Source organism: Pseudodesulfovibrio sp. 7M6, from assembly GCF_050058625.1.
In the GTDB taxonomy this organism is placed as follows: Bacteria; Desulfobacterota; Desulfovibrionia; order Desulfovibrionales; family Desulfovibrionaceae; genus Pseudodesulfovibrio; species Pseudodesulfovibrio salinus.
The window spans coordinates 463501-486296 of sequence record NZ_CP188816.1 but is presented as its reverse complement, the minus strand read 5'-3'; the positions used below and the strand labels follow the sequence as shown (position 1 = coordinate 486296).

Sequence of the window (22796 nt, the reverse complement as noted above, 5' to 3'; positions counted from 1 at the left end):
GTGTTTTATGCTTGACGAAAATGTATAGCAATACTATACATCAAGACAGCAAAACAACATTCGTCAACAAGGCGCTTTATGAAAAACGGATTCGAACCATTCTTCCATCGCCTGTGCAAGGAAACGGAGATCACGAACCAGGCACAACTGGCTCGCGAGCTCGACGTTGGTCGGGCAGCCATCTCCCTGGCCAAGCGAAAGGACACGGTTCCCCCCCGCTGGATTCTGGACCTCTCGGCCAAGTATGGCCTCAACCCGCTCTGGCTTGAGCAGGGCAAGGGTTTCCCCCGCCCGGAGGAAGCCGTGGAGCCCGAAGGCCAGGGGTATCTCGAAGTCCCCAAAGTCCGCGCCCGGCTGTGTGCCGGAGGCGGTTCCTTCGAAACCGAAGGCCAGGTGGAAGGCTACTATTCCTTCAGGTCGGACTGGCTGCGTATGCGCGGCAACCCGGCCAACATGGTCCTCATGGAGGTGGTGGGCAATTCCATGGAGCCGGAGCTCAAGGAAGGTGACATGGTGCTCATTGACGAGTCGCGCAGCGACGTGCTTGCAGGCGGCATCTACGCAGTCGGCGTCGAGGACACCGTCATGGTCAAGCGTGTTGAGCGTTTGCCGGGTACGCTGGTGCTTCGCAGCGACAATGTCGATTACTCACCGATCCATCTTTCCGGTGACGAGCTGAACAATGTTCGGGTCATTGGAAAGGTTTTGTGGTCGTCGCGGGAGTATAGATAGTTTTTAATTTGTCGTAGTTATAAGGGCTCGCATCCGACGGATGCGAACCCTTTTTATTGAATGTGTTACTGACGTTCAGAAATTGATCTTTGATTTGAAAATCTGGATGAACGAAAAAAAAAGGCAGAGAGCCGGGTTTGAACCCATTCGGCTTCAAAGTCCCCTCCATGCCCTGCGGCCGCTCAAGCCGCTTCGCGTCTTCCTGCCCATTCGGGCAGGTGCACTTCGTGCATCGCTGCATTCCCTTTGGTTGCGGGCGGCGGTTCTTTTTGCTGGGCCCAAAAGAACCAAAAAGGCCCTTGCGAGTAGCTTGTCCGCCTACGAGCTTCGTCGGAAGCATCCGATCCAAGCGGGACGACTCCATCTCAGGAAAAGTATAGTACCGTTTCTCCGCGAACAGATCGAGACTACCACCAACTTACCGGGTGGCCGACGGGAGCCGCCTTACTCGCTTGGTCGGTTGCTAACCGCCGAAACACAGGGCTGGTCTCAGCGAATTAGCTGCTACGCTTTCCGGGACCGAACGATTGTCTTCGGAGACTTCTTTTGCGAATGTTCAGTCCTGCTTGCTGCTACGACATAAAGACAAGTTCCCCTTATCTCAGCCCTGCGGGGACGCGGCTTAGAAGCTGACCAAACGGCCGGAGCGAATCTTCGCGGCCCGGCTTTTTCCCGCTTCCCGCCCTGGGTCGCGGGAGCGCAGGCCGTTTGGATCAGATTCTTGCCCGTCACCGGGGCGATGGGCATGGCACCCCAAGAGCGCTTTTTGGTTACTTTTGGGCGCTCTGGTCCAAAAGTAACTCGCACCTTTAGGGTGCGAAACACTCTGAAATGAATCCCGCCGGAGGCGACTCCACTGCTGTATTTTGTCTTTCGCTTCTGCTTTTGCCTTTAATACCAAGAGCAGAGAGCCGGGTTTGAAGCCGTTCGGCTTCAAAATCCCTCCAATGCCCTGCGCGGGCGGCGGTTCTTTTTGCTGGGCCAAAAAGAACGAAAAAGGCCCTTGCGGGTAGCTTGGCTGCCTGCGTGTTACGTCGGAAGCATCCGATCCAAGCGGGACGGCTCCATCAAATGAAAAGTATAGTCCCGTTTCTCCGCGAACAGATCGAGACTACCACCAACTTACCGGGTGACCGACGGGAGCCGCCTTACCCGCTTGGTCGGCTGCTAACCGCTGAAACACAGGGCTGGTCTCAGCGAATTAGTTGGAAGATGCTTCGGGACCGGAAGTGTGATTTCAAAAGTTTCTTTTGCGGATGTTCAGGCTTCTGCTTGCCGCAGCGGCGAATAGTCAAACTATTTCGAAGAAGCCCTGCGGGGACGCGGCTTAGAAGCTGACCAAACGGCCGGAGCAGATCATCGCGGCCCGGCATTTTCAGCTTCCCCCCTTGGGGCGCGGCAGTGAAGGCCGTTTGGAACAGATTCTTGGCCCGTCACCGGGGCGAAGGGCATGGCACCCCAAGAGCCCTTTTTGCTTACTTTTGGGCGCTCTGGTCCAAAAGTACGTCGCACCTTTAGGGTGCGAAACACTCTAAAGAGAATCCCGCCGGAGGCGGCTCCATTTCTGCTTCTGCCTTTCCTCTCTTTTCCTACTTTTCTTGCCCACATCTACACTGACAAAACAAAAAAGCGGCGCACGCCCATTCAGGCGTGCGCCGCACATTTTCATTCATATGCGCAGCTGGTCGCGAAAACTAACCGGCGATCAGCTCCTTCACCTTGGCGATGGCGGCCGGGATACCGGCTGCATTGGTGCCGCCGGCACGGGCCATGTCCGGGCGACCGCCGCCGCCGCCGCCGACTTCGGCGGCCACGGGCTTGATCAGATCGCCCGCCTTGAACTTGCCGTGCAGGTCCTTGGTGACGGCCAGGGCCACGGAGACCTTGCCGTCCTCATGGGCGGCAATCAGGCAGAGCACGCCGGAGTCGATCTTGGAACGCAGGGCGTCCATCTGCTCCAGCATGAGACCCATGTTCGGGGCATCCACCTGTATGGCCAGGACCTTGACCCCGTTGATTTCTTCGAGTTCGGAAAGCATGTCGCGACCGACACCGGAGGCGAGCTTGGTCTGGAGCGTCTTCATCTCCTTGCCCATGTCCTTCACCTGCTGCTGAAGGTCATGGACCTTCTTGGGCAACTCGGAGGGCTGGGCCTTGAGCATGGCAGAGGCTTCGGCAGCGGCGGCGCGACGCTCGTTCAGGTAGGCAATGGCATTGCCGCCGGTGGCGGCCTCAATGCGCCGGATACCCGCGGCCACACCGGACTCGCTCATGATGACGAAGGAACCCGCGATGCCGGTATTGTCCAGATGCGTACCGCCGCACAGCTCCATGGAGACGCCCGGCACCTCGATGACGGAAACGGTATCACCATACTTTTCGCCAAAGAGCGCAGTGGCGCCCTTGGCCTGGGCATCGGCAATGGACATGACCGAACGATCCACCGGAATGGCGTCGAGAATGACGTTGTTTACAAAGCTCTCGACCTGGGTGATCTCTTCATCGGAAAGGCCCTTGATGTGGGTAAAGTCGAAACGCAGCCGGTCCGGCCCCACCAGGGAACCGGCCTGATTGGCGTGGTCGCCCAGCACCTTGTGCAGGGCGGCGTGCATCAGGTGGGTCACGGTATGGTTGCGCATGGTGGCCAGCCGCTTGGACCGGTCCACGTTGAGGAAACAGGTTGCGCCGGTCTTCAGCTCGCCCTCGGCCACCTTGACCTTGTGGGCGGTCAGATTGCGGGAAGGTTTGACCGTATCGACGACAACGGCCTTGCCGGAAGTGGCGGCAATCTCGCCGGTATCACCCACCTGACCGCCGGACTCGCCGTAGAACGGAGTCACGGCCGCGACCATCCAGCCCGTGACGCCCAGCGCCAGATTGTCCACAACCGTGCCGGACTCGTCCAGCAGGTAGGTAATCTCGGACTGGTCGCTCATAAGCTCGTAGCCGGAAAATTCCGAGGTAATGCCCTGCTCCAGCAGGGTCTGGAACAACGAGGCCACGTCCTTTTCGCCGGAGCCTTTCCAGGCAGCCTTGGAGCGGTTCTTCTGTTCCTTCATCAGGACATCGAAGGAGTTCTCGTCCACATCAATGCCGCGCTTCTCAGCCACGTCGCGCACGATGTCGATGGGGAAGCCATAGGTGTCATACAGCTTGAAAGTAGTCTCGCCAGGAACGACCTTGGCACCTGCCTTTTCCAGCGCGGCCAGCTCCTCCTCCAGCATCTCAAGCCCCTTGTCCAGGGTCTTGGCAAAGGACTCTTCCTCGCCGCGGACGACCTCGACCATGAAGTCCCTGGTTTCCTTAAGCTCGGTGTAGTGGTCGCCCATGTCCTCCACAACCTTGGAAGCCGTCTTCCACAGAAAGGAGCCCTCAAGGCCCATCAGCTTGCCGAAACGATAGGCACGGCGGATGAGACGGCGCAGAATGTAGCCGCGCCCCTCGTTGGACGGCAGCACCTGATCCGGAATGAGGAAGGCAATTGCGCGCGAGTGGTCGGCAATGACCTGGAGCGCGGTGTCGATCTCGGTGTCCTGACGGTACTTCACGCCCGCCAAATCAGCGGTGTACTGAATGATGGACTGGAAAAGGTCGGTCTCGTAGTTGGAGTGCACGCCCTGGCACACGGCGGCGATGCGCTCAAGGCCCATACCGGTGTCGATGGACGGCCGGGGCAGGTTGGACCGGGTGCCGTCCTCGGCCTGCTCGTACTGCATGAACACGAGGTTCCAGATTTCCAGGAACCGGTCACAGTCGCACTTGCCGATGCCGCAGTTGGGGCCGCAGCCCACTTCCTCGCCCTGGTCGTAGTGGACCTCGGAGCAGGGTCCACAGGGACCGGTGTCGCCCATGGACCAGAAGTTGTCCTTCTCGCCCAGGCGGTAGATGCGAGAGGGGTCGACGCCCGCTACCTTCTGCCACAGCTCGAAGGCTTCGTCGTCATCCTTGTAGATGGTGATGTAGAGGCGGCTCTTGTCCAGCTTCAGTTCCTCGGTGAGGAACGTCCAGCAGAAGCGGATGGCGTCTTCCTTGAAGTAGTCGCCAAAGGAAAAGTTGCCGAGCATCTCGAAAAAGGTGTGGTGGCGCGCGGTGCGTCCCACGTTTTCGAGGTCGTTGTGCTTGCCGCCCACGCGCAGGCACTTCTGGCTGGTGGTGGCCCGGATATAGTCGCGCTTTTCCTGGCCCAGGAAGAGCTTCTTGAACTGGACCATGCCCGCGTTGGTGAACATCAGGCTCGGGTCATCCTTGGGAATGAGCGGAGCGGAGTCCACCACAGTGTGGTTGTTGCGGGCAAAAAATTCGAGGAATCGCTTACGGATTTCAGCGGCTTTCATGGTTTGAGGTTCTCCAGATAAAGTGATTTCCAGACAAAAGCGCCCCGGGCCGGATGCCCGAGGCGCCCTTTCCGGTGCTTGTCTAATTTATTCTTCGTCCCCTTCGGGCTCCACGTGTTCAGGAATCTCGCCGAATCCGAGATGCTCCATGAGCTGCGCCTCGATGGCGGCGGCTATGTCCGGATTGTCCTGCAAGAGCTGGCGCACGTTTTCCTTTCCCTGGCCGAGCTTTTCGGAACCGAAGCCGAACCAGGAACCGGACTTTTCGATGATGCCAAGATCCACGCCCATGTCGATGAGCTCGCCCATGCGCGAAATGCCCTGGCCGTAGAGTACATCCACGAGGGCTTCGCGAAACGGCGGAGCGACCTTGTTCTTCACGACCTTGATCCGGGCGCGGATACCGTAGGACTCTTCCTTGTCCTTCAGGGTCTGAATGCGGCGGATGTCCAGACGGCAGGAAGCGTAGAACTTCAACGCGTTACCGCCGGAGGTGGTCTCCGGGTTACCGTAGCCGGTCATGCCGATCTTCATACGGATCTGGTTGATGAAGATGACCACGCAGTTGGACTTGTGGATGGTGCCGGTCAGCTTTCTGAGCGCGTGTGACATGAGCCGGGCTTGGCCGCCCACCTGAGTCTCGCCCATCTGCCCTTCCAGTTCGGCCTGCGGGATGAGTGCGGCAACCGAGTCGATGACCACCACGTCCATGGCCCCGGAACGAACCAGCAGGTCGGCAATTTCCAGAGCCTGCTCACCGTAGTCGGGCTGGGAAATGAGCAAATCTTCGGTTTTGACCCCCAAGCGCTTGGCGTAGCCGGGGTCCAGGGCGTGCTCGGCGTCCACAAAGGCCGCATTGCCGCCCTGCTTCTGGGCTTCTGCAATGATGTGCAGGGCCAGTGTCGTCTTACCCGACGACTCCGGTCCGTAAATTTCAATGACGCGGCCGCGCGGCACTCCGCCGATGCCCAGCGCCAAATCCAGGCCAATAGAACCTGTAGGAATAAAAGGAATGGAGTGAGACGCCTCGTCGTCGAGCCGCATGATGGCCCCCTTGCCGAACTTGCGTTCGATGCTGGTCAGCGCGGTCCCGAGGGCTTCCTTGCGCAACGTCTCCTGGTCAACGGCTTTACGGGCCATGGTTTCTCCTTGGCGGTTTAAGGCGCATCAGCAAAACAACATGATCAAATACCAGATACGAGCCCGGCGGGCAACCGTCGTTTCAGGCATTGCAAGGGAATAAAAACATCTTTATCAAACAGCGGGATAGCTTCCATTCCGGTCACTCAGCCCCAGGAATATTAAGCTGGGTTGGCCCATTTTCCGGGGCTTGCCCTAGTCGGCAAACTCCCTTAAGGGTCCCACCCATGGCGAACAACGGAAAATACGACGCGCTGGCCCTGCTCTCGGGCGGTCTGGATTCCATCCTGGCCATGCGCACGGTCATGGATCAGGGACTTTCAGTCCTCGGGCTGCACTTTGTCACACCCTTTTTCGGCAAGCCGGAACTCATCCCCTTCTGGCGGGACCACTACGGCATCGAGGCCGTGGAGGTGGACGTCCGGCAACCCTATGTGGACATGATCCTCGACGGCCCCGGCGCAGGCTTCGGCAAGTGGATCAACCCCTGCATCGACTGCAAGATTCTGATGCTCGCAGCCGCCGTAAAAATGCTGCCCGACTACGGGGCAAAATTCCTGATATCCGGCGAGGTGGTGGGCCAACGACCCATGAGCCAGCGCGAGGACGCCATGAATCAGATCACCAAACGGGCCGGGGTGCGCGATGTGCTCCTCCGGCCTCTCTGCGCCAAGAAATTGCCGCCGACCCCCATGGAGACATCCGGGCTGGTAGACCGCGAACGCCTGCACGACTGGTATGGCCGTGGCCGCAAGCCGCAGATGGCTGCCGCCGAGGCCTACGGCTTCACCGAAATCCCCACCCCGGCAGGCGGCTGCTGCCTGACCGAAGCGCCGGGCGCCGCGCGGTTCGTCCAGCTCATGCGTCACAAGGACCGTCCCACGCCCAACGACTTTTCCATGGCACGGTTCGGCCGCCAGTACTGGGCGGGCAATCACTGGCTTGTCTTTGGCCGCACCGGTGACGACAACGAGCGCATCGGAGAGCTGGCAACGCCCGAGGACTACGTGCTCAAAACGGTCGGTTTCCCCGGCCCCCTGGCCGTCTGCCGTCCGGTTGCCGAAGACTGGAGCGAGGATGCCCTGGCCGACGCCGCCGCCTTTGTCGCCTCCTATTCCGGCAAGGCCCGCCGCCACACCGAGGCAACAGGCGAGCCGATCACCATCCGCGTCACCCGCCGAGGCGAAGAACGGACCATCAACGTCCACCCCACCCGAGAGACCAGTCTGGAATGGGCAGAGCCTCAGCCCGCCCTGGTCAAGGAATGGAAAAAGGAGCAGGTGCAATAACCGGTATTCCTTGCCCCGGCAGCACCCATATCCTATGCTCTCCCCCATGCTCATCGACGCCGTTACCTTTATTGCCGCCGCTGTTCTTCTCTGGTTCGGGGCCAACTGGATAGTCTCCTCCGCCGCGCTCATCGCCCGCCGGTGGGGCATCTCCGAGCTGATCATCGGCCTGACCATCGTTGCCCTCGGCACCTCCGCCCCGGAATTCCTCGTCACAGTGGACGCCGCCCTGCGCGGGCACAACGACATTTCGCTCTCCAACGTGGTCGGCTCCAATATCTTCAACCTCGGCTTTATCCTCGGCATCATGGCCATGATAAAGCCGCTGGTCTCCAACAGGACCATTGTCTACCGCGACGGCCTGCTCCTCTTCTTCACCACGCTGGCCATCCTGCTCGTCTCCTTCACCGGCGTGCTCGGCCGTCCCTTCGGCATCGCACTGCTCATCCTGCTGGCGGGCTACCTGATATATCTCGGGCGCAAGCGGGAAAGCCCCGGCGAGGACGAACTGGAGGAGCTGCAAGGGCAACAGGCGAGCTGGAAGCACGGCATTCTCCTGGTCGCAGGCTTCGTCGCCATCGCGGCCGGTGGCCACCTCATGGTCTCCGCCGCCACCAGCATCGCCACGGCCCTTGGCGTCTCCTCTTGGGTCATCGGAGTGACCATCGTGGCCGCGGGCACCAGCCTGCCGGAACTCGTCACCTGTCTGGCCGCGTCGGTCCGGGGCAAGAACGAAATGTTGCTGGGCAACCTTATCGGGTCGGATTTCTTCAACTTTGCCGGGGTACTTGGCCTGACCTGCGTGCTCAGGCCACTACCCGTCTCGGCCGAGGCCGCCAGTGGACTGCTGGTCCTTGTCGGCATGGTCGGGCTTGTCCTCATCCTGCTGCGCACCGGCTGGCGCGTCAGCCGCTGGGAAGGCGCCCTGCTCATTGCCCTCAACCTCGTCCGCTGGATGCACGACTTCACGAGCTAGAGGCGAAGGCCTCCGGCGGCTGGGGGAAGGGAAGAGGGGAACCTTTTGGAAAAGGTTCCCCTCTTCCCTTCCCCCAGACCCCCATCCCATCTTCCTTCCAAAACTTTTTGGTGCCGCTTCGCGGGGTGGGGGCTGTATATAGGGGGGGAGAATACTTTTGAAATAACAAAACGGGCCGTCCCTATGGGGCGGCCCGTTTTGTTTTGGCTTGGTTTTATTGGCTAGGGAAAGACGACTTCCACCTGTTCGTCGCCGGGCTTGCGCGCGGTGATCTCGCCGATGCGGTAGGCGTCCACGTCGTCGCGGGCGTCGAGCAGTTCGAAGGCAGTGTCAGCATCCTCGGGTGAGAGGATGATGATGTAGCCGATGCCGCTATTGAAAATCTGAAGCATCTCGGGCCAGGAGAGGTTGCCCTGGCTGCGGACCCACTCGAATACGGGCAGGATGGGCCAAGTCCCGAACTCGATGGTGGCGGTAACAGACTCGGGCAGGACGCGCGGAATGTTGTCGTAGAACCCGCCGCCGGTGACATGAACCATACCCTTGGCCGTAACCTTTTCCAGCAGCTCCAGCACGGGCTTGACGTAGATGCGGGTGGGTTCGATGAGCACTTCGGCCACAGTGCGGTCCGTACCTGGGAAGGTGTCGTCCGCCTTCAGGCCGGATTCGCCCAGAAGTTTGCGGACCAGGGACCAGCCGTTGGAGTGGACGCCGGACGAGGCGAGCCCGATCAGCACATCGCCGGGGGCCACGTTTTCGCCAGTGACCATCTTGGGCGTGTCCACCAGGCCAACGGCAAAGCCGGAGAGGTCATACTCGCCGTCCGGGTAGAAACCCGGCATCTCGGCGGTCTCGCCTCCCAGCAGGGCGCAGGCGGACTGGCGGCAGCCTTCGCACACGCCGGACACGACCTGCTCGGCCACACCGGACTCCAGCTTGCCGGTGGCGAAATAGTCGAGGAAGAAAAGTGGTGTCGCCCCCTGGACCAGCACGTCGTTGACCGACATGGCGACCAGATCGATGCCCACGCTGTCATGTTTGTTGAACTGGAAGGCGAGCTTGAGCTTGGTGCCCACGCCGTCGGTTCCGGCAACAAGCATGGGAGCTTCCATACCCGCGACCTCGGGTTTGAACAGGCCGCCGAAGCCGCCGATATCCGTGGCCACGCCAGGGGTGAAGGTAGACTTCACCATCTTCTTGATGCGGCTGACAAACTGATTGCCAGCCTCAATGTCGACCCCGGCTTCGGTATAGGCTTTGGAACGTTTGGCGCTCTCGCTCATAGTGCTCTCCTGGTGCGCTTGATGATGTTGTGGCGGTTATAAATGGTTGGCGCACCAAGTTCAAGGGACAAGTTGCTCCCCTGCATGGGAAAGGACGGACCGTGAATTGCATTGCCTTTTCCCGGGCGGATGCCTACATTCTATCATATGGGATAACCAGAGGGCTGTGAGGAGAAAAACATGAATCATCTCGGTAAATTGTTCATCATCGCCGCCACCGTTGTTCTGTTGACGTTCTCCCTGGCACTGGCCGGAGGAAAATTCGAGAACAAGGACACGGCCAAGAACCGACAGGACAACGCCTTCGGCACCAAGACGGGTGCGACCACAGGCAATACCACCTTCGGCACCAATGAGGCAGGGGACTCCACCATTGATGCCACCCCGGCACCCAAGCCCGAGGAAGTGGACTGGTACGACAAGGTCATCATCACCGTAAATCCGAACGTGAACTGGCCGTCCTCCAGCAGTTCGACCACGACCACCACCAGCTACAACAACAGCACCGATACCGAGACCTCCACCACCACGACACAGGAAAACAATTAGTTTCAATGGCAGGTGTGGAGCAGGGGGAAGCAGCCATGATGGAAGCGAGGCTCTGGGAGCCGCTGAAAAACGAGACGGTAACATGCCGCCTATGCAACCACTTTTGCGCCATCCGCCCCGGCGAACGCGGCAAATGCGGCGTGCGCGAAAATCGTAACGGCACGCTCTACGCCATCAATTATGGACAAATCGCCGCCGTGAACCTGGACCCGGTCGAGAAGAAACCACTCTATCACTTCCAGCCCGGCAGCCGCACCTTTTCCTTTGCCACCATGGGGTGCAACTTCCGCTGTACCTTCTGCCAGAACTGGACGCTCTCCCAGCCGCCGAGCGAGGACGGTCGCATCGAGGGCCGCGCTGCCACGCCGGAACAGCTGGTGGCCGAGGCCGTGCGCCTCGGGGCCGCGTCCATTTCCTACACTTACTCCGAGCCGACCATCTTCTTCGAGCTGATGCAGGACACGGCCCGTCTGGCCCGTGCCCAAGGGCTCAAGAACATTATGGTCTCCAACGGATTCATGAGCCGGGAATGCCTGGATGAACTCCGACCTGACATCGACGCCATCAACGTGGACCTCAAGTGCTTCACGGAATCCTTTTACGAGGAGCTGACCGGTGCCCGGCTGGCTCCCGTGCTGAATAACCTCAAGTACATCAAGCACACCCTGGGGTGGTGGCTGGAAGTGACCACCCTGCTCATCCCCGGCAAAAACGACTCGCCTGCGGAACTGGACCGGCTCACTGATTTTCTGGCCACCGAGATCGGCACCGACACGCCGTGGCACATCTCACGTTTCCACCCGGACTACAGGCTGACCGACTGCGGGGCCACCGGCCGGGACAGCCTGGAGGCGGCCTATGCCATGGGCAAATCAAAGGGATTGGAATTCGTGTATATCGGCAACCTGCCGGGCGCGAACAGGCAGCAGACGCTCTGCCCCGGCTGTGGGGCCATGCTCGTGGACCGCAGCGGCTTTACCGCTTCCGGCTCATTGGTTCGGGAGGGGCGCTGCCCCCATTGCGGACATACCGTCGCCGGGGTGGAGATGGGATGAGTCCCCTTGCCTTCGCCGTTCTTTTTCAGTAGACAGGCTCACCGATTTCATACGGGGCGTGGCGCAGACCGGTAGCGCGCCTGCTTTGGGAGCAGGATGCCGGGGGTTCAAATCCCTCCGCCCCGACCATGAAAAAAAGCAAGCAGATCTGGCACTTGACCGGATCTGCTTTTTCTTTTTCACAGACCCTATGCTATATTTTTTTGAGCTGCCCAATGATATAAAACCGTCAGTGGGAGCACACTATAGCTAAAAGCGTGGACAATCAGGAGGTCACGAGTGGCTCTTTTCAGAAACAAAAAGAACGGCAATCTCTATTTCGCCTTGGACACTGTGACCAATGCGACCAACGCGCAGGACGATCAGGAGATGATTCTCTACCGGCCGGTAAAAAGCGAACGACTTTTTTGCCGGGAACGAGAAGAATTCAATCAGAAATTTGAAAGTATAGACCCGGACGAAGTTGTGAATTTGCTCGGCCCGATGAAAAATCATTCATAGGTCGGGAAGACAGATCAGTTACCCACTGCCGCGCGGACATCTCCTGTAGGATCAATCCCCGGCAAGCCACTCCTCAACCGCTTTGCCGTCGGTAAATATCCTGATTTTTCCCTTGGCGACGAAAAATGCCGGAGCAAGGGGGAATTTATGTCCAGGCTGACGACAGCCACTCTCGGTTTTCGGGCAAAACGCTTCTGCTCCTTCAGCGCTCCGGCAAGCTCCCCCAGATCAAGGTCGGTATGCATGGCATTTCGTTTCATTGACCAAAAGTTTGTCCAGACCAAACTCTGCCAACTACCTGTGAATATTTTCAACGTGGCCAAGAACGTCCGCCACCGAATGAAACGAACCATTCTATCCATGTCGTTCAACATGTCACCGACGAAATCGACCGTTCCCTCTGCCGTTGCATAAAGACAATCCCCTATGACTTCCTGTAACCGGCACAATACCTGCCCATCACCTTTGCTTGTCTTGTTAATCACATACGCAGCTCCCCGGGAATACAATCGGACATTCAACAGGCAAGCCATCGCTCGGCTTCATCCGAATTAGAAAAAATCCGGTAAATTATGGATCGATTTTGACAAATGGTTTCCACCCACTGAAAGTTATTCACATCCTCTTGCGAGTAGACAGCGGCAATCTTTATTCCGCTCGGCGGCCTTTCGAGCCGCCACTGATCTGCATATACCATGTAGTCATGCAGATCCAACTTCCGACTGACCAACCGTTGATCAAGAATCAGTCGCTTATACCCTTTTTCTTCCGCACACTCCACAAGGGCTTTGGAAAAGGCTCGCATGTCCTCTATGGTCTCGACCTCGCCGGATACCACAAGCAACAGATATCTGTCTTCTTCCTTCACTTCGAATTCATACGGCATTTGTCAAACCCTGCTATAAGAGAACACTCCGATTGCACACCCATAAACCGCCAGATAGTCCCCGGCTATCAACCCGTTCCCGAAGAGGTGAAATAATCAATACATATCTCCTTTGATTTTAGTTTGTTTCGGAGATGTACCCGTCCCATTGCATAAAGACTACAGTCCGCACAATCCTTTTATTTTTCCCGGGAACGGCCATCACAAAGAAGCCGGACCGAAGGCAGTACATTGAAAGCGGTACCGGACTCTCCCTTTGACTAATTCGCCGGGCAGGCGATATCGTGCATTCCGAATATCCGTGCGGGAACCTACTCAACGGCAAAGGAGTTGCCATGTACTGTCTGTACGCGTTCAACGGTGAATTGATGTGTTTTGCCCATGTCCTGCTCAATGCGCTGGATATGGCCGACAAGGGAAGCGAGGTTCTCATCGTCTTCGAAGGCGCCTCGGTCAAACTCGTCCCGGAGCTGGAGAAGGAATCCAACCCCTTCCATGCCCTCTACAAACAGTGCAAAGAACGCGGCCTCATCGACGGCGCATGCAAGGCCTGCTCGGCCAAGCTCGGTGTTCTGGAAGCGGTGCAGGATGCCGGACTGAAGCTGCTGGAAGGCATGTCCGGGCATCCCCCCATCTCCTCATACATGGTTCGCGGATATACCGTGCTGACATTTTAGAAGAACCGGACAACCTTCAACAAGGTTGCTTCCATAAGCTCAGGGCCTCGCATACTTCCGTACGCGAGGCCCTGAACTTGCGGATGATCCGCCATTGGGTGCGGTCATTCCGATCGCCCTCCGTGGCTATATGAACCAATACATGAGCACGAAATGGCAAAAACTCCCGCCAATGACGAACAGGTGGAATATTTCATGAAATCCAAACTTTTTTGGCCAAGGGTCAGGCCGCCTGAGTGCATAGATCACCGCTCCGGCGGAATAGACCAGCCCGCCCACCGCCAGCCAGGCCAGCGCTGCGGGAGAAAGCTCCCGCACCAGCGGATAGATGCCCACCAGCACCAGCCAGCCCATGGCCAGATAGACGGCCGTGGAAAACCAACGCGGCGCATTCAGCCAGAACACCTTCATGGCGATTCCGCCAAGGGCCAGCCCCCAAATGACGCCAAAGATGGACCAGCCCCACGGGCCACGCAGCGGAATGAGACAAATGGGCGTATAAGTGGCCGCGATGTAGCAAAATATCATGGAGTGATCCACCCGGCGCAGAAAACGGACCCACTTCTCCGAGACAGGAAGCCAATGATAGAGGGTGCTGGCCGTATACAGCAGAATCATGGCCCCGCCGAAAATGGAGAAGGTGACAATGTGCCACGGCATGGCCGGGCTGGAAACTCGCACGACGAGAAGGACCGTGGCCAGAACGGCCAGGACCGCGCCAATGAGATGGGTCAACCCGCTTACCGGGTCACGCAATGATATGACCATGGCTCCTCCAGGGTACAGGAATGTGCCTAGGACTTCAGTCTACCTTTTCCCAACAAATCAAACAAGCGTTTGCCGACTGCCGGGATTGTGGCAGCTCGAACGTTACCGGGCTCAGTCCATAAGCAGGGGTTGTCCCTCACGCTCCCGGCACTGCCGGGCATCGTCAAGCAGGTCGGCCAGGGAATAGCTGTTCAGCCTGCTGTACATTGCCTCGGCAGCCTCCGCCCAAAAACGACGGGTCAGACATACGTCCACCCGGTCGCACTGCTCACGCCCGGTACGGCACTCCACCAGCGTTCCATCGCCCTCCAACACCCGCACGACTTCCCCAAGGGGAATCTCCGTGGCGGGACGAGCCAGGGAATGCCCTCCACGCGGCCCTCGCTTGCTCTTGACGAATCCCGCGTCCTTGAGCTTACGGATGAGTTTTTCCAAATACTTGACGGACACGCCCTGCCGCTTGGCGATATCCTGAATCCGGACAGGACCGTCACCGCCGTTCTGGGCGATATCCAACACCATCCGGGTACCATATCTGCTACGTGTAGTCAGACGCATGTAATCCTCTCAATGAAAGCCCGGCGAGTCTGAACCAATCAGAGATTATCTCCCGGTAATACAAATTATATAATGTTACCATCCGATATTGTTGTACTTCTGATAATAACGATACGTTTTGTAGGGAAATTACCACAAAACAGAAAGCTCTACAATACGTCGGCGCCCGATTCGAGAATCGGGCGCCGATAGTTTTAGAAAGATGAAGGAACAGCGGAAGAGTAAGGGTCAGGAACGGCGGGACTTCATGTAGGCAGCTACGCCGAACAGTCCGAAGATCCAGCCGATGCCGCCCACGATTTCGGTAATGCCGGGACCGGTCTGGTGCATCTCCAGCAGCATCTGCTTGATGGGTGCAACCTCTCTACGGACAACGGCCTCTATAGCGGCGGTATCGACAGGCGCCTGCGCCGGTGCGGCGGCAACCGCCGGGGCCGATGCTACGGAAGAAGCCGTCGTGGCCGACTCGGCCGGGGCAGCCGGTGTGGTCGGTACGTCACCGGCCGCGTATTCGTCATACTTGACGGTCCAGTGGCCCTGGTGTCCCACACCGGCATCGAGCAGCAGATGCAGATTCATCTTCGCTTCACGTGCCTTTTTCGGAATCGTGAAGCTGAAGTTGCCCTGCTCGTCGGTTGTGCCGGTCAGCAGCACCTCGCCCGTGGCCTCGTCGGAGACGGTTACCGTTCCGTGCTGGACCCGCTGGGAGCGGCTGTAACCGCTTTCCGTAACCACGGTATCGCCATCCACATAAGCAAAAATATTGACCTTATGCGCCCAGGCATGGGCGGCAAGGAGCAGACAGAGGACCATGGCGGAACAGACGACGATGAGCAGACGTTGCATTTTCATTCTCCCTTTTCGAAAAAGATCAGGCAGCCAGGGCCTCGGGTTTGACCTTGACCAGGAACGTGTAGACAAAGGCGGTAATCACGCCCTCGATGGCCATGACAGGCAGGTGTGCCAGAAACAGAACCTTGGCCGCGCTCAGGAACACATCACCGGAAAGCGCGAGCGAAGTCGCAGTCAGTACGGTGCTCAGAAACAGGGCCGAAAAACCACAGCAGAAAGCGGCGGCAAAACGACGGCTCCCCCCCCGGCTCAACATGGGCCGGAACAGATAGTAGGCAACCACCGCCGGAGCGGCCATGTTGAAGGTATTGACGCCAAGCGTGGTCAATCCGCCGTACTGAAAAAGAATGGCCTGCAGCAGCAGCGCGACCAGGATGGAAGGAAAGGCCGCCCACCCCAGGATGACCCCGATCAGGCCGTTAAGTATCAGATGCACGCTGGATGGGCCGATGGGCACATGCACCAGCGAGGCAATGAAAAACGTGGCCGAAAGAATGGCCACGCTCATGATGCGGTCGTAGTCTATCGACTTCAATCCCACGGCAGTGCCGACCACCGCCAACCCCGCGCCGCCTATGAGGACCGGTGCGGAAAGAACCCCTTCGGAAATATGCATGGCAGGAACTCCCAACCATCAGTTTGGATTTTCTACTTATCGTGTCAACAATCGAAAATCCGTATACACCCAGTGTCAGGCTTTTTCAAGCCGTGCGAATGAATAGTCAAAATTTACGGGTTAGGGAATTGACCCGGATTCCACTCGAACAAACCCAAAATCCAGATTCGTTCCGGCTGGAGAGCCTTTAAGGGAGAAAAAAAACCTTCGCAAGATCAAAGGCAAACACAAAACGGCAGCACGCTACCCATCGCGAAAGGATGAAAATCTCCGACGGCAACGACACAGGTTGCCGATTCCCACCAGCCTGTTGGTTAGTCGAAATCGGCAAGCAACGCGCCCACCTGGACCCCGGCAATGACCGGGGTTTCGTGATACCGGTCGCGAATGCGGTACAGGGCCTGATGCAGTTGATCCGATGCGATGCCGTTCTTGAGGGCGGTATGCGCCTCGATGTAGGCGGCAAGAGAATCACACACCTTGAGCAGGGGGCCGTCCTTGGGGTCCAGGGTGTCGTGGTTGCAATTCCCGGCCAGTTCCTCTTCCGTGACCTCCACCACCTGCCCGTTGCGCATGATGGTGGCCTTGAACTCGCTGCCCACGGCCAGCCCGAGGAAATATTCCAGGCGCTCCGCGATATCCGTGTACCCGCCCTGCTTGAGCGGATCGAGCACCACCCTGTCCAGCTCGCGATTCTCATACTCGTGGATCAGCTCCGCAATGTCATGGGACGCGCCCTTGACCGGCGAGATAATGTCCCGCGTCAGCAGCTCAGGCAGGTCATGGAACAAACCTGCAAAAAAGTTGTTCTGGCTGCGTGCCCGGCAAGCCCCGATCTCCATGCTGAAAAACCAGGAATATGCGGCCACGATGAACATATGACCCAACACGGATGTCTCCGGGACACGCGGTGTCTGCGACCATCGCTTCTGAAACCGCAACCGGCCGCACATACGGGCGAATCCGCCGAAAACCGTGCCGTCCTCGTCCAGCAGTTCATTCACGCCCACGACATCCCGCAGGTCCTGCAACCGATCCACGAAGCTCTCTTCGATCCCGATGAGTTCGTGGTCCATCCGGTTGATGGACTTGAGCAGCTTGAACTCGGAATAGCTGGCATACAGATGCGCGGCCATCAGGATACGGCGGGCCAGCCCCGCATCCTCCGGCTGCATCAGATAGGCGGCCATGCGGTCGCTGAACGGCTGGCCCAGAGGGCTGATGCGCGGCCGAAGCTGATTCAGCACCCAATTGGTCAGGGTGGTGTAGTCTGCCTTGTTTTCCTTGATACGGTAAAAAACCGGCGGCTTGATGTCTGTGATGATCAGGCGGTAGAGATAGTCGAAAATGCCGCCCTCGACGATGGATTCGCCCAGCGCGCGCTTGCGGACAATATCCATATCTCTGGAATTGAGCAGAAAGAGCAGCCAGGCCACAATCATCTTGTGGGCCTGTTTATCCACTTCCACCAGTTCCATGGGCCGCAGCTTGTCATTCCACCGCTTCATGAATGCGCCGGAAAAAACGAGTTCAAGCAGGCTCTTGCGAATAATCACGGACATAATATCGGCCCCCGTGGGTTTGCTGTCGGCCCAAGGGTGCCGGAATCACGAAGGAAAGGCAACGGAAGAAGCTCAAGGCAGGTCTACAATGCCTCCGGCGGCCAAAGAACCTCTTGAAAGAGGTTCTCTGGACTCTCCAGAACTTTTTGGCTGCGCTATCGCGCCGAGCTTGTAAGGGGAAAGAAGCCCCCTACTCGCCACCAAGATTACAATCGAATCTACCCCTATACCTTTGCAACCTGTTTTTCCCGAGAAACCAGTTGCTCCAGTTCGGCATGCATTCTGCGATGGGTGACATAATCTTCCAGATACTGCTCGTAGGTAAAATTCTGTCCCCACAAATTATACCGTGTGTCCGGGGTAACGTATGAAAGCCCAAGCTGTTTCGCCAGTCCGGGGTGAATCGGATGATGGTAGTCAACCTTATAAATCGGCCCGGCAAACGGTAATTGTCTCAAGCCGATTTTGGGCAGTCCCAATATTGCGAGCACTTGATTGGCTGCGACATAATAGAGAAAGGGCGACGGATGGCGAACGGTAAAGAATAAGGTAACCCGCTTAATGAGTGTTTGAATCACGCTGACGGTCTTGATATCAACCGTCTTCTCCTTATCACGCTGTAAAGACAAGCTCTCTTCCATTGCCTGAGCTGCGCTGTATTCCTTCTCGAAATCCAGAGCCATATAAATTTTTTTGATCCGATCCATCGGAAGCGGACTAGCAGCAAGCTCGTCCAGAACGACATCGGCATAATAGTGGCGCTCGCACGGGAACTGAGGTCCCGTATTTTTCCTGGAAGATCTGCGATGAAACGGCCACAGCCCATTGCAATACATATAGGGAAATGAAATCGCCCGACTACCGACGGGCAACATTTCAAGCATTCTCTCGGTGGAAGGCGCCCGCTCCCAGGCCTTTGTCGGCTGATAAAGAAAAAGGTCGCTTTGAGGGAGCAGATCAACGGGAAAGGTTTTATTCTCCCAGTTGGAAGTGACAACAACGTTATACGTGTTGGCGAACTCGCTTGAAATTGCGAGCAGCCGGCTCAGACCGCTCCCTTGGCAATTCCCGTAAATAAGACACAGTTTCTTCATACCAGACAGCCTATGACATTGAGGCCTGTTGATCTTCCCGCAGTTCGACAGCTTTCTCTTTATTGCGCTTGTAGGTCAGGCAATTCGCACAGGCTTTGGGCTCGTGATCCGTATTCAGATTTCGACGAAGTTCTTGGACCAACTCGGCATTCCAAACTTCGTCGAAAGACTGCGTCTTCAAATCACCTCCGCCGACACAATTTGAACAACACATGGCTACTTTGCCATCCTGATTGATGAGCATATATTCCCAAGGCTCATAGCAGGGTTTGTTATCAAAAGTCTGCATTGGCGTAGGAACCGCCTCTCTCTTGCCCGACGTTGAAAAGACTGGGAAGCACAAGATTAACTCCCAGACTGCGGGCTCTTTTGATGGCTTCTATCATGTAGTGATCACTTTCTTCCTTGTGGAAATACAAGGACTCTTCGGGCATCTCTACCTGAGTACGCTGCATTGCGGCGTGAGCAACTCGCAGTTCGCGAGAGCCGAGAGTATGAATAAGAGAAACCAAATCCGGCAGTTCGGCTATGTTAGATTTCATGGCCACCATGCTGAAGTTGATATTCGGCGATTTTTTATAATTCTGAATTTTCATTTTGAGCAGGTTCGTGATGTTGTGTACAACCTTCGAAAAATCACCGTTGCGCCGGATCGCCGCATAGGTGTCGGGAGTGGCAGCGTCGAGGCTGATCTTGACGGTATCCATATACTTGAAAGCGCACTCGAGACGTTTTCCGGTGAGCAATGAACCATTGGTGGACATAGAAGTGGAGATACCGAACTTAGCAAGGTATTCCAATGCACGCGGCATTTCCGAATACATGAGCGGCTCCCCACCCGTAAAATACACGGATTGAACAAACGGAAAGACGTCTTCCAACTGTTCATAAATGGAAAAATCGATTTCCTCTTCCAGCTGATGGGATTCCTCGGACTGAAAGCACATGGTGCAGCGATAGTTGCAACGCAAGGTGGGAATGATTTGTATACGCCGAGGTACGGTATCGACTACTGGAACATTGTTTTGCCCATAAATATCAATCAATCTGCTGTTCTGCGTTTTTGCCCTGACGATGGAATTCATAGCGGCTCCCCTCCAAGGAGATGACAATATACTGACATATTTTTCCGTCCGGGGGCTACACAGCAAAAACTTTGCCATCTTTTTCCGGCAAGGATGCCTTGCCCAAAGCCTCTTCCCTGCTCGTCTACAAGCTAAAAGGTCGCAACAGCTCAAGGCAATCCAGCATTGGCGGATTATGCAAAACAACAAGACGGCTTGCGGGCATTCACCTGCAAGCCGTCAAAAGGAAAGACATAGATTAACCATGACCACCAGGGAATATCAGTTTTCCTGGCCGCCGGAGGCAATCGTATTTTTGCCCTATCGGCGCACCAGCAGGGCGACGGTCTCGATGTGGTGGGTGTGCGGGAACATGTCCACGGCCCGCGCCCGTTTGAGTTCGTAGGCGTCCGACAGGCGCTCCACGTCTCGGGCCAGGGTGGTCGGATCGCAGGAAACAGCCAGAATTTTCTCCGGCTTCAGGGCCAGGATGGTTTCGGCCATGGGGTGGCTCATGCCTGCGCGGGGCGGATCGACCACGACCACATCGGGCCGGGGCACGCCTTTGAGTCCTTCAAGCCCGTTGTCCAGGTTGGCAGCATGAAATTCCGCATTGGTCACACTGTTGAGCTTGGCGCTGGCCCATGCCTTGGAGACGGACTCCTCACTCAGTTCCACACCGACAACCTTGGCGACACGGTCCGCCAGATAGACGGAAATGGCTCCGATGCCGCAGTAGAGATCAAGCACGGTTTCGGTGCCGGTGAAATCGCCGTATTCGGCCACGGTCTCGAAGAGCTTGGCAGCACCGGTGCTGTTGGTCTGGAAAAAGCAGTTGGGCGAAAGATGGTAACGAACCTCACCCTCGCCGCGCGGCAACCGTTCCTCGATCTGCTTGGGTCCGAGCCGGAACTCCATCTGATCGCCCACGGCCAGGGGGGCGCGGCGGGAACGGGTGGAATGGACGAACGAGGTCAAGATACGGAACTCGGAGACCAGGGTTTCGGCCAGGGCTTCCACTTCCGCATAGTGCGACGGGTCCTCGGCGGTGATGAGGTGGGCCATGATCTCGCCGACAGTGGTATGGCGGATCACGAGATGCCGCCAGAAGCCCTCACCGGTGTGCGGGTCATAGGCGGGGATGCCGGTGGTGCGGCAGGCCTGGCGCACCCGTTGCAGTATGTCCATATCCCGACCGGGGCAGAGGTGGCATTCGTCCACATCCACCACGGGAGGCAGGTCGCGGGAACCGCGCACGGCATTGCCGCGCAGGCCGAGGTGCATCTCGCCGTCCCGCTGCTCAAAAGCGAATTCCATCTTGTTGCGGTAGCGCCAGACCTCGGGCGAGGCAACGGGCTGATCCATGGTCAGCCCTTCCACGCGGCCGATGCGGGCCAGGGCACTCTCCACCTGCGCCGCCTTCTGGGCCAGCTGCTCGGCGTAGGCAAGGTCCTGCATGGCGCAGCCGCCGCAGGTACCGAAGTGGGGACACACGGGCTGGACCCTAAGCGCGGACGGCGTGACGAGCGACACGGTCTCGGCCTCGGCAAACCGCTTTTTGGCCTTGAGGACACGGGCGTTGACAACATCGCCGGGCAAACCGCCCGCCACGAATACAGCCATGCCGTCCACATGGGACACCCCCCGGCCGCCAAAGGCCAGAGATTCTATGGTACACTCGACAACATCGTCTTTACTAATGGACATACTGCGCTCCCGGTTACGGTGAGTGGCCGGTTTGACACGAAACGTTCCCCCTGTCTATCTCTATGTATCATGATCGACAAGGCCACGGCCATACCCGCCATTCTTCGGCGGCTGGACAAACTCCCCGTGGGGCACGCCATTGACCTGCGCACCTACAAACGCAACCGGTCCGTGGTCATCGCCCGCGTCGGCGCGGATGCTTTCGAGCTGCTGGAAACGGGATTTCATCAGGAACGGATCACCAGCACCGCGGCAGAATTGCGGCGCTGGCTGAAGCTCCTGCTCAAGCGGGAATTCCCCCGCTCAACCAAAATCCGGGTGTACGATCTGGGGCCTTCCGGAGCGGAAAGCCCGATAAAGAGAAAAACACTGTGATCGACAAAGCCCGCGCCCTGCCCGACCTGGTTGCACGGCTGCGCAAACTGGGCGTGGGCAGGGAACTCGTACTCCTCACCTACAAACGAGACCGGTCCGTGACCGTTTCCCGACTGACCGAACAACGGTACAGAATAACGGAAAACGGGTTTGAAAAAAACATACAGGAAACTGGACCGGCCGGGCTTAAGGGTCGATTGAAATCGCTGCTCAAGCGTGAATTCCCGCGCAGCAACAAAATTCGCGTGCGGGAGCAGGCTGCTGAAGAGGCGGCGGAGAACTAGGAGTCGGGTTTGGCGCGAATGTGATCCAGCATTTCCGCCACCCATTCCGGATCGTTGAAGACCGCCCGCCGAATAGACTCCGGCACCTTGCCGCTCATAACCATAAGCAGCTCGGGATTTTCTCCCAATTCCTCAGCCAACGCCAACACCCTTTTTTCGCTCAACGAGGCCGGCTCGCCACGTTCTATCTTACTTAGGTAGGAATGGTGAATGCCGATCCTCTTTGCTACTCTCCGTATGGAAAATTCGGGGTTCCCCACACGAAGCGCTTCGCGCTTTTCTCGAATATAGTCACCAAAAAGCTTGCTCACACCAACCTCAACATGGATATGGGGATAGACTCGTCGTTACTTATGTCTACTATACAGTAGCCAGCAAACTACTGACAAGATTGAAAAAGTAACCGATACAAATGAAGAGGTTCCACGACACACCAAACCACTAGGCTGGTGGAATATGTCTACATTTCACCAACCTGTGGAAAAGTACACGGC

The 22796-nt window shown here is 57.5% G+C and carries 24 protein-coding genes and 1 tRNA gene; 10 read left to right on the top strand and 15 right to left on the bottom strand.

The features are described from left to right. Positions 1-78: 78 nt before the first annotated feature. On the top strand, positions 79-732 hold the full coding sequence (locus ACI0FG_RS02205) for a LexA family transcriptional regulator (protein WP_419786922.1): 654 nt from the start codon (positions 79-81) through the stop codon (positions 730-732). A gap of 1694 nt (positions 733-2426) precedes the next feature. Here the strand turns inward: ACI0FG_RS02205 and alaS are convergent. Beyond that, positions 2427-5066 carry an alanine--tRNA ligase gene (alaS, locus tag ACI0FG_RS02200; RefSeq protein WP_419786921.1) on the bottom strand — a complete coding sequence of 880 codons (2640 nt, stop codon included), beginning with the start codon at positions 5064-5066 and terminating at the stop codon, positions 2427-2429. Positions 5067-5153: 87 nt separating this feature from the next. After that, on the bottom strand, positions 5154-6206 hold the full coding sequence (recA, locus tag ACI0FG_RS02195) for a recombinase RecA (protein ID WP_419786920.1): 1053 nt from the start codon (positions 6204-6206) through the stop codon (positions 5154-5156). A 227-nt stretch (positions 6207-6433) separates the two neighbouring features. Between recA and ACI0FG_RS02190 the strand changes: the two genes are divergently transcribed. Further along, positions 6434-7495 carry a tRNA(5-methylaminomethyl-2-thiouridylate) methyltransferase gene (locus ACI0FG_RS02190; RefSeq protein WP_419786919.1) on the top strand — a complete coding sequence of 354 codons (1062 nt, stop codon included), beginning with the start codon at positions 6434-6436 and terminating at the stop codon, positions 7493-7495. 46 nt (positions 7496-7541) lie between these two features. Beyond that, positions 7542-8471, top strand: a complete 930-nt coding sequence (locus ACI0FG_RS02185; protein WP_419788344.1) for a calcium/sodium antiporter — start codon at positions 7542-7544, stop codon at positions 8469-8471. Between the two features lie 221 nt (positions 8472-8692). Here ACI0FG_RS02185 and purM read toward each other — a convergent pair whose 3' ends face one another. Beyond that, a complete protein-coding gene (gene purM, locus ACI0FG_RS02180) occupies positions 8693-9754 on the bottom strand; it encodes a phosphoribosylformylglycinamidine cyclo-ligase (protein WP_419786918.1) in 1062 nt (353 codons plus the stop codon). A 180-nt stretch (positions 9755-9934) separates the two neighbouring features. Between purM and ACI0FG_RS02175 the strand changes: the two genes are divergently transcribed. From ACI0FG_RS02175 to ACI0FG_RS02160, 4 genes are all read left to right on the top strand, one after another. Next, a complete protein-coding gene (locus ACI0FG_RS02175) occupies positions 9935-10303 on the top strand; it encodes a hypothetical protein (protein ID WP_419786917.1) in 369 nt (122 codons plus the stop codon). Between the two features lie 35 nt (positions 10304-10338). After that, the gene (amrS, locus tag ACI0FG_RS02170; RefSeq protein ID WP_419786916.1) at positions 10339-11358 is read left to right on the top strand and encodes an AmmeMemoRadiSam system radical SAM enzyme; all 1020 of its coding nucleotides are present in this window, start codon (positions 10339-10341) and stop codon (positions 11356-11358) included. A 52-nt stretch (positions 11359-11410) separates the two neighbouring features. Continuing rightward, positions 11411-11487: transfer RNA gene (locus ACI0FG_RS02165), tRNA-Pro, on the top strand. Between the two features lie 150 nt (positions 11488-11637). Further along, on the top strand, positions 11638-11859 hold the full coding sequence (locus ACI0FG_RS02160) for a hypothetical protein (RefSeq protein ID WP_419786915.1): 222 nt from the start codon (positions 11638-11640) through the stop codon (positions 11857-11859). 14 nt (positions 11860-11873) lie between these two features. On the opposite strand, the gene ACI0FG_RS02155 is transcribed toward ACI0FG_RS02160, so the two are convergent. After that, a complete protein-coding gene (locus ACI0FG_RS02155; RefSeq protein ID WP_419786914.1) occupies positions 11874-12344 on the bottom strand; it encodes a hypothetical protein in 471 nt (156 codons plus the stop codon). A 32-nt stretch (positions 12345-12376) separates the two neighbouring features. Continuing rightward, the gene (locus ACI0FG_RS02150) at positions 12377-12745 is read right to left on the bottom strand and encodes a hypothetical protein (protein WP_419786913.1); all 369 of its coding nucleotides are present in this window, start codon (positions 12743-12745) and stop codon (positions 12377-12379) included. 335 nt (positions 12746-13080) lie between these two features. On the opposite strand from ACI0FG_RS02150, the gene ACI0FG_RS02145 reads away from it, so the two are divergent. Then, a complete protein-coding gene (locus ACI0FG_RS02145) occupies positions 13081-13422 on the top strand; it encodes a cytoplasmic protein (RefSeq protein ID WP_419786912.1) in 342 nt (113 codons plus the stop codon). Positions 13423-13548: 126 nt separating this feature from the next. On the opposite strand, the gene trhA is transcribed toward ACI0FG_RS02145, so the two are convergent. The 9 genes from trhA to rlmD form a co-directional block, all read right to left on the bottom strand. Beyond that, the gene (gene trhA / locus ACI0FG_RS02140; protein WP_419786911.1) at positions 13549-14190 is read right to left on the bottom strand and encodes a PAQR family membrane homeostasis protein TrhA; all 642 of its coding nucleotides are present in this window, start codon (positions 14188-14190) and stop codon (positions 13549-13551) included. A gap of 111 nt (positions 14191-14301) precedes the next feature. Further along, complete coding sequence (locus tag ACI0FG_RS02135; RefSeq protein ID WP_419786910.1) at positions 14302-14748, bottom strand: RrF2 family transcriptional regulator; 447 nt, start codon at positions 14746-14748, stop codon at positions 14302-14304. Positions 14749-14976: 228 nt separating this feature from the next. Beyond that, on the bottom strand, positions 14977-15594 hold the full coding sequence (locus ACI0FG_RS02130) for a hypothetical protein (protein ID WP_419786909.1): 618 nt from the start codon (positions 15592-15594) through the stop codon (positions 14977-14979). A gap of 25 nt (positions 15595-15619) precedes the next feature. Beyond that, a complete protein-coding gene (gene cbiM, locus ACI0FG_RS02125; RefSeq protein WP_419786908.1) occupies positions 15620-16216 on the bottom strand; it encodes a cobalt transporter CbiM in 597 nt (198 codons plus the stop codon). A 314-nt stretch (positions 16217-16530) separates the two neighbouring features. After that, positions 16531-17778, bottom strand: a complete 1248-nt coding sequence (locus ACI0FG_RS02120; RefSeq protein ID WP_419786907.1) for an HD domain-containing protein — start codon at positions 17776-17778, stop codon at positions 16531-16533. Positions 17779-18002: 224 nt separating this feature from the next. Further along, positions 18003-18872: a WcbI family polysaccharide biosynthesis putative acetyltransferase gene (locus tag ACI0FG_RS02115; protein ID WP_419786906.1), complete on the bottom strand. Its 870-nt coding sequence runs from the start codon at positions 18870-18872 to the stop codon at positions 18003-18005. Positions 18873-18882: 10 nt separating this feature from the next. Further along, positions 18883-19161 carry an SPASM domain-containing protein gene (locus tag ACI0FG_RS02110; RefSeq protein ID WP_419786905.1) on the bottom strand — a complete coding sequence of 93 codons (279 nt, stop codon included), beginning with the start codon at positions 19159-19161 and terminating at the stop codon, positions 18883-18885. After that, positions 19148-19957, bottom strand: a complete 810-nt coding sequence (locus tag ACI0FG_RS02105; RefSeq protein ID WP_419786904.1) for a radical SAM protein — start codon at positions 19955-19957, stop codon at positions 19148-19150. Before ACI0FG_RS02105 ends, ACI0FG_RS02110 begins: the two co-directional genes overlap by 14 nt. Positions 19958-20257: 300 nt before the next feature. After that, positions 20258-21643: a 23S rRNA (uracil(1939)-C(5))-methyltransferase RlmD gene (gene rlmD, locus ACI0FG_RS02100; protein ID WP_419786903.1), complete on the bottom strand. Its 1386-nt coding sequence runs from the start codon at positions 21641-21643 to the stop codon at positions 20258-20260. A 69-nt stretch (positions 21644-21712) separates the two neighbouring features. On the opposite strand from rlmD, the gene ACI0FG_RS02095 reads away from it, so the two are divergent. Next, the gene (locus ACI0FG_RS02095; protein WP_419786902.1) at positions 21713-22018 is read left to right on the top strand and encodes a hypothetical protein; all 306 of its coding nucleotides are present in this window, start codon (positions 21713-21715) and stop codon (positions 22016-22018) included. After that, positions 22015-22302, top strand: a complete 288-nt coding sequence (locus ACI0FG_RS02090; RefSeq protein WP_419786901.1) for a hypothetical protein — start codon at positions 22015-22017, stop codon at positions 22300-22302. The genes ACI0FG_RS02095 and ACI0FG_RS02090 overlap by 4 nt, the downstream gene beginning before the upstream one ends. On the opposite strand, the gene ACI0FG_RS02085 is transcribed toward ACI0FG_RS02090, so the two are convergent. Then, positions 22299-22613, bottom strand: coding sequence for a helix-turn-helix domain-containing protein (locus tag ACI0FG_RS02085; RefSeq protein ID WP_419786900.1), 315 nt, complete (start codon positions 22611-22613; stop codon positions 22299-22301). The two genes, ACI0FG_RS02090 and ACI0FG_RS02085, sit on opposite strands and share 4 nt — an antisense overlap. Positions 22614-22796 lie beyond the last annotated feature (183 nt).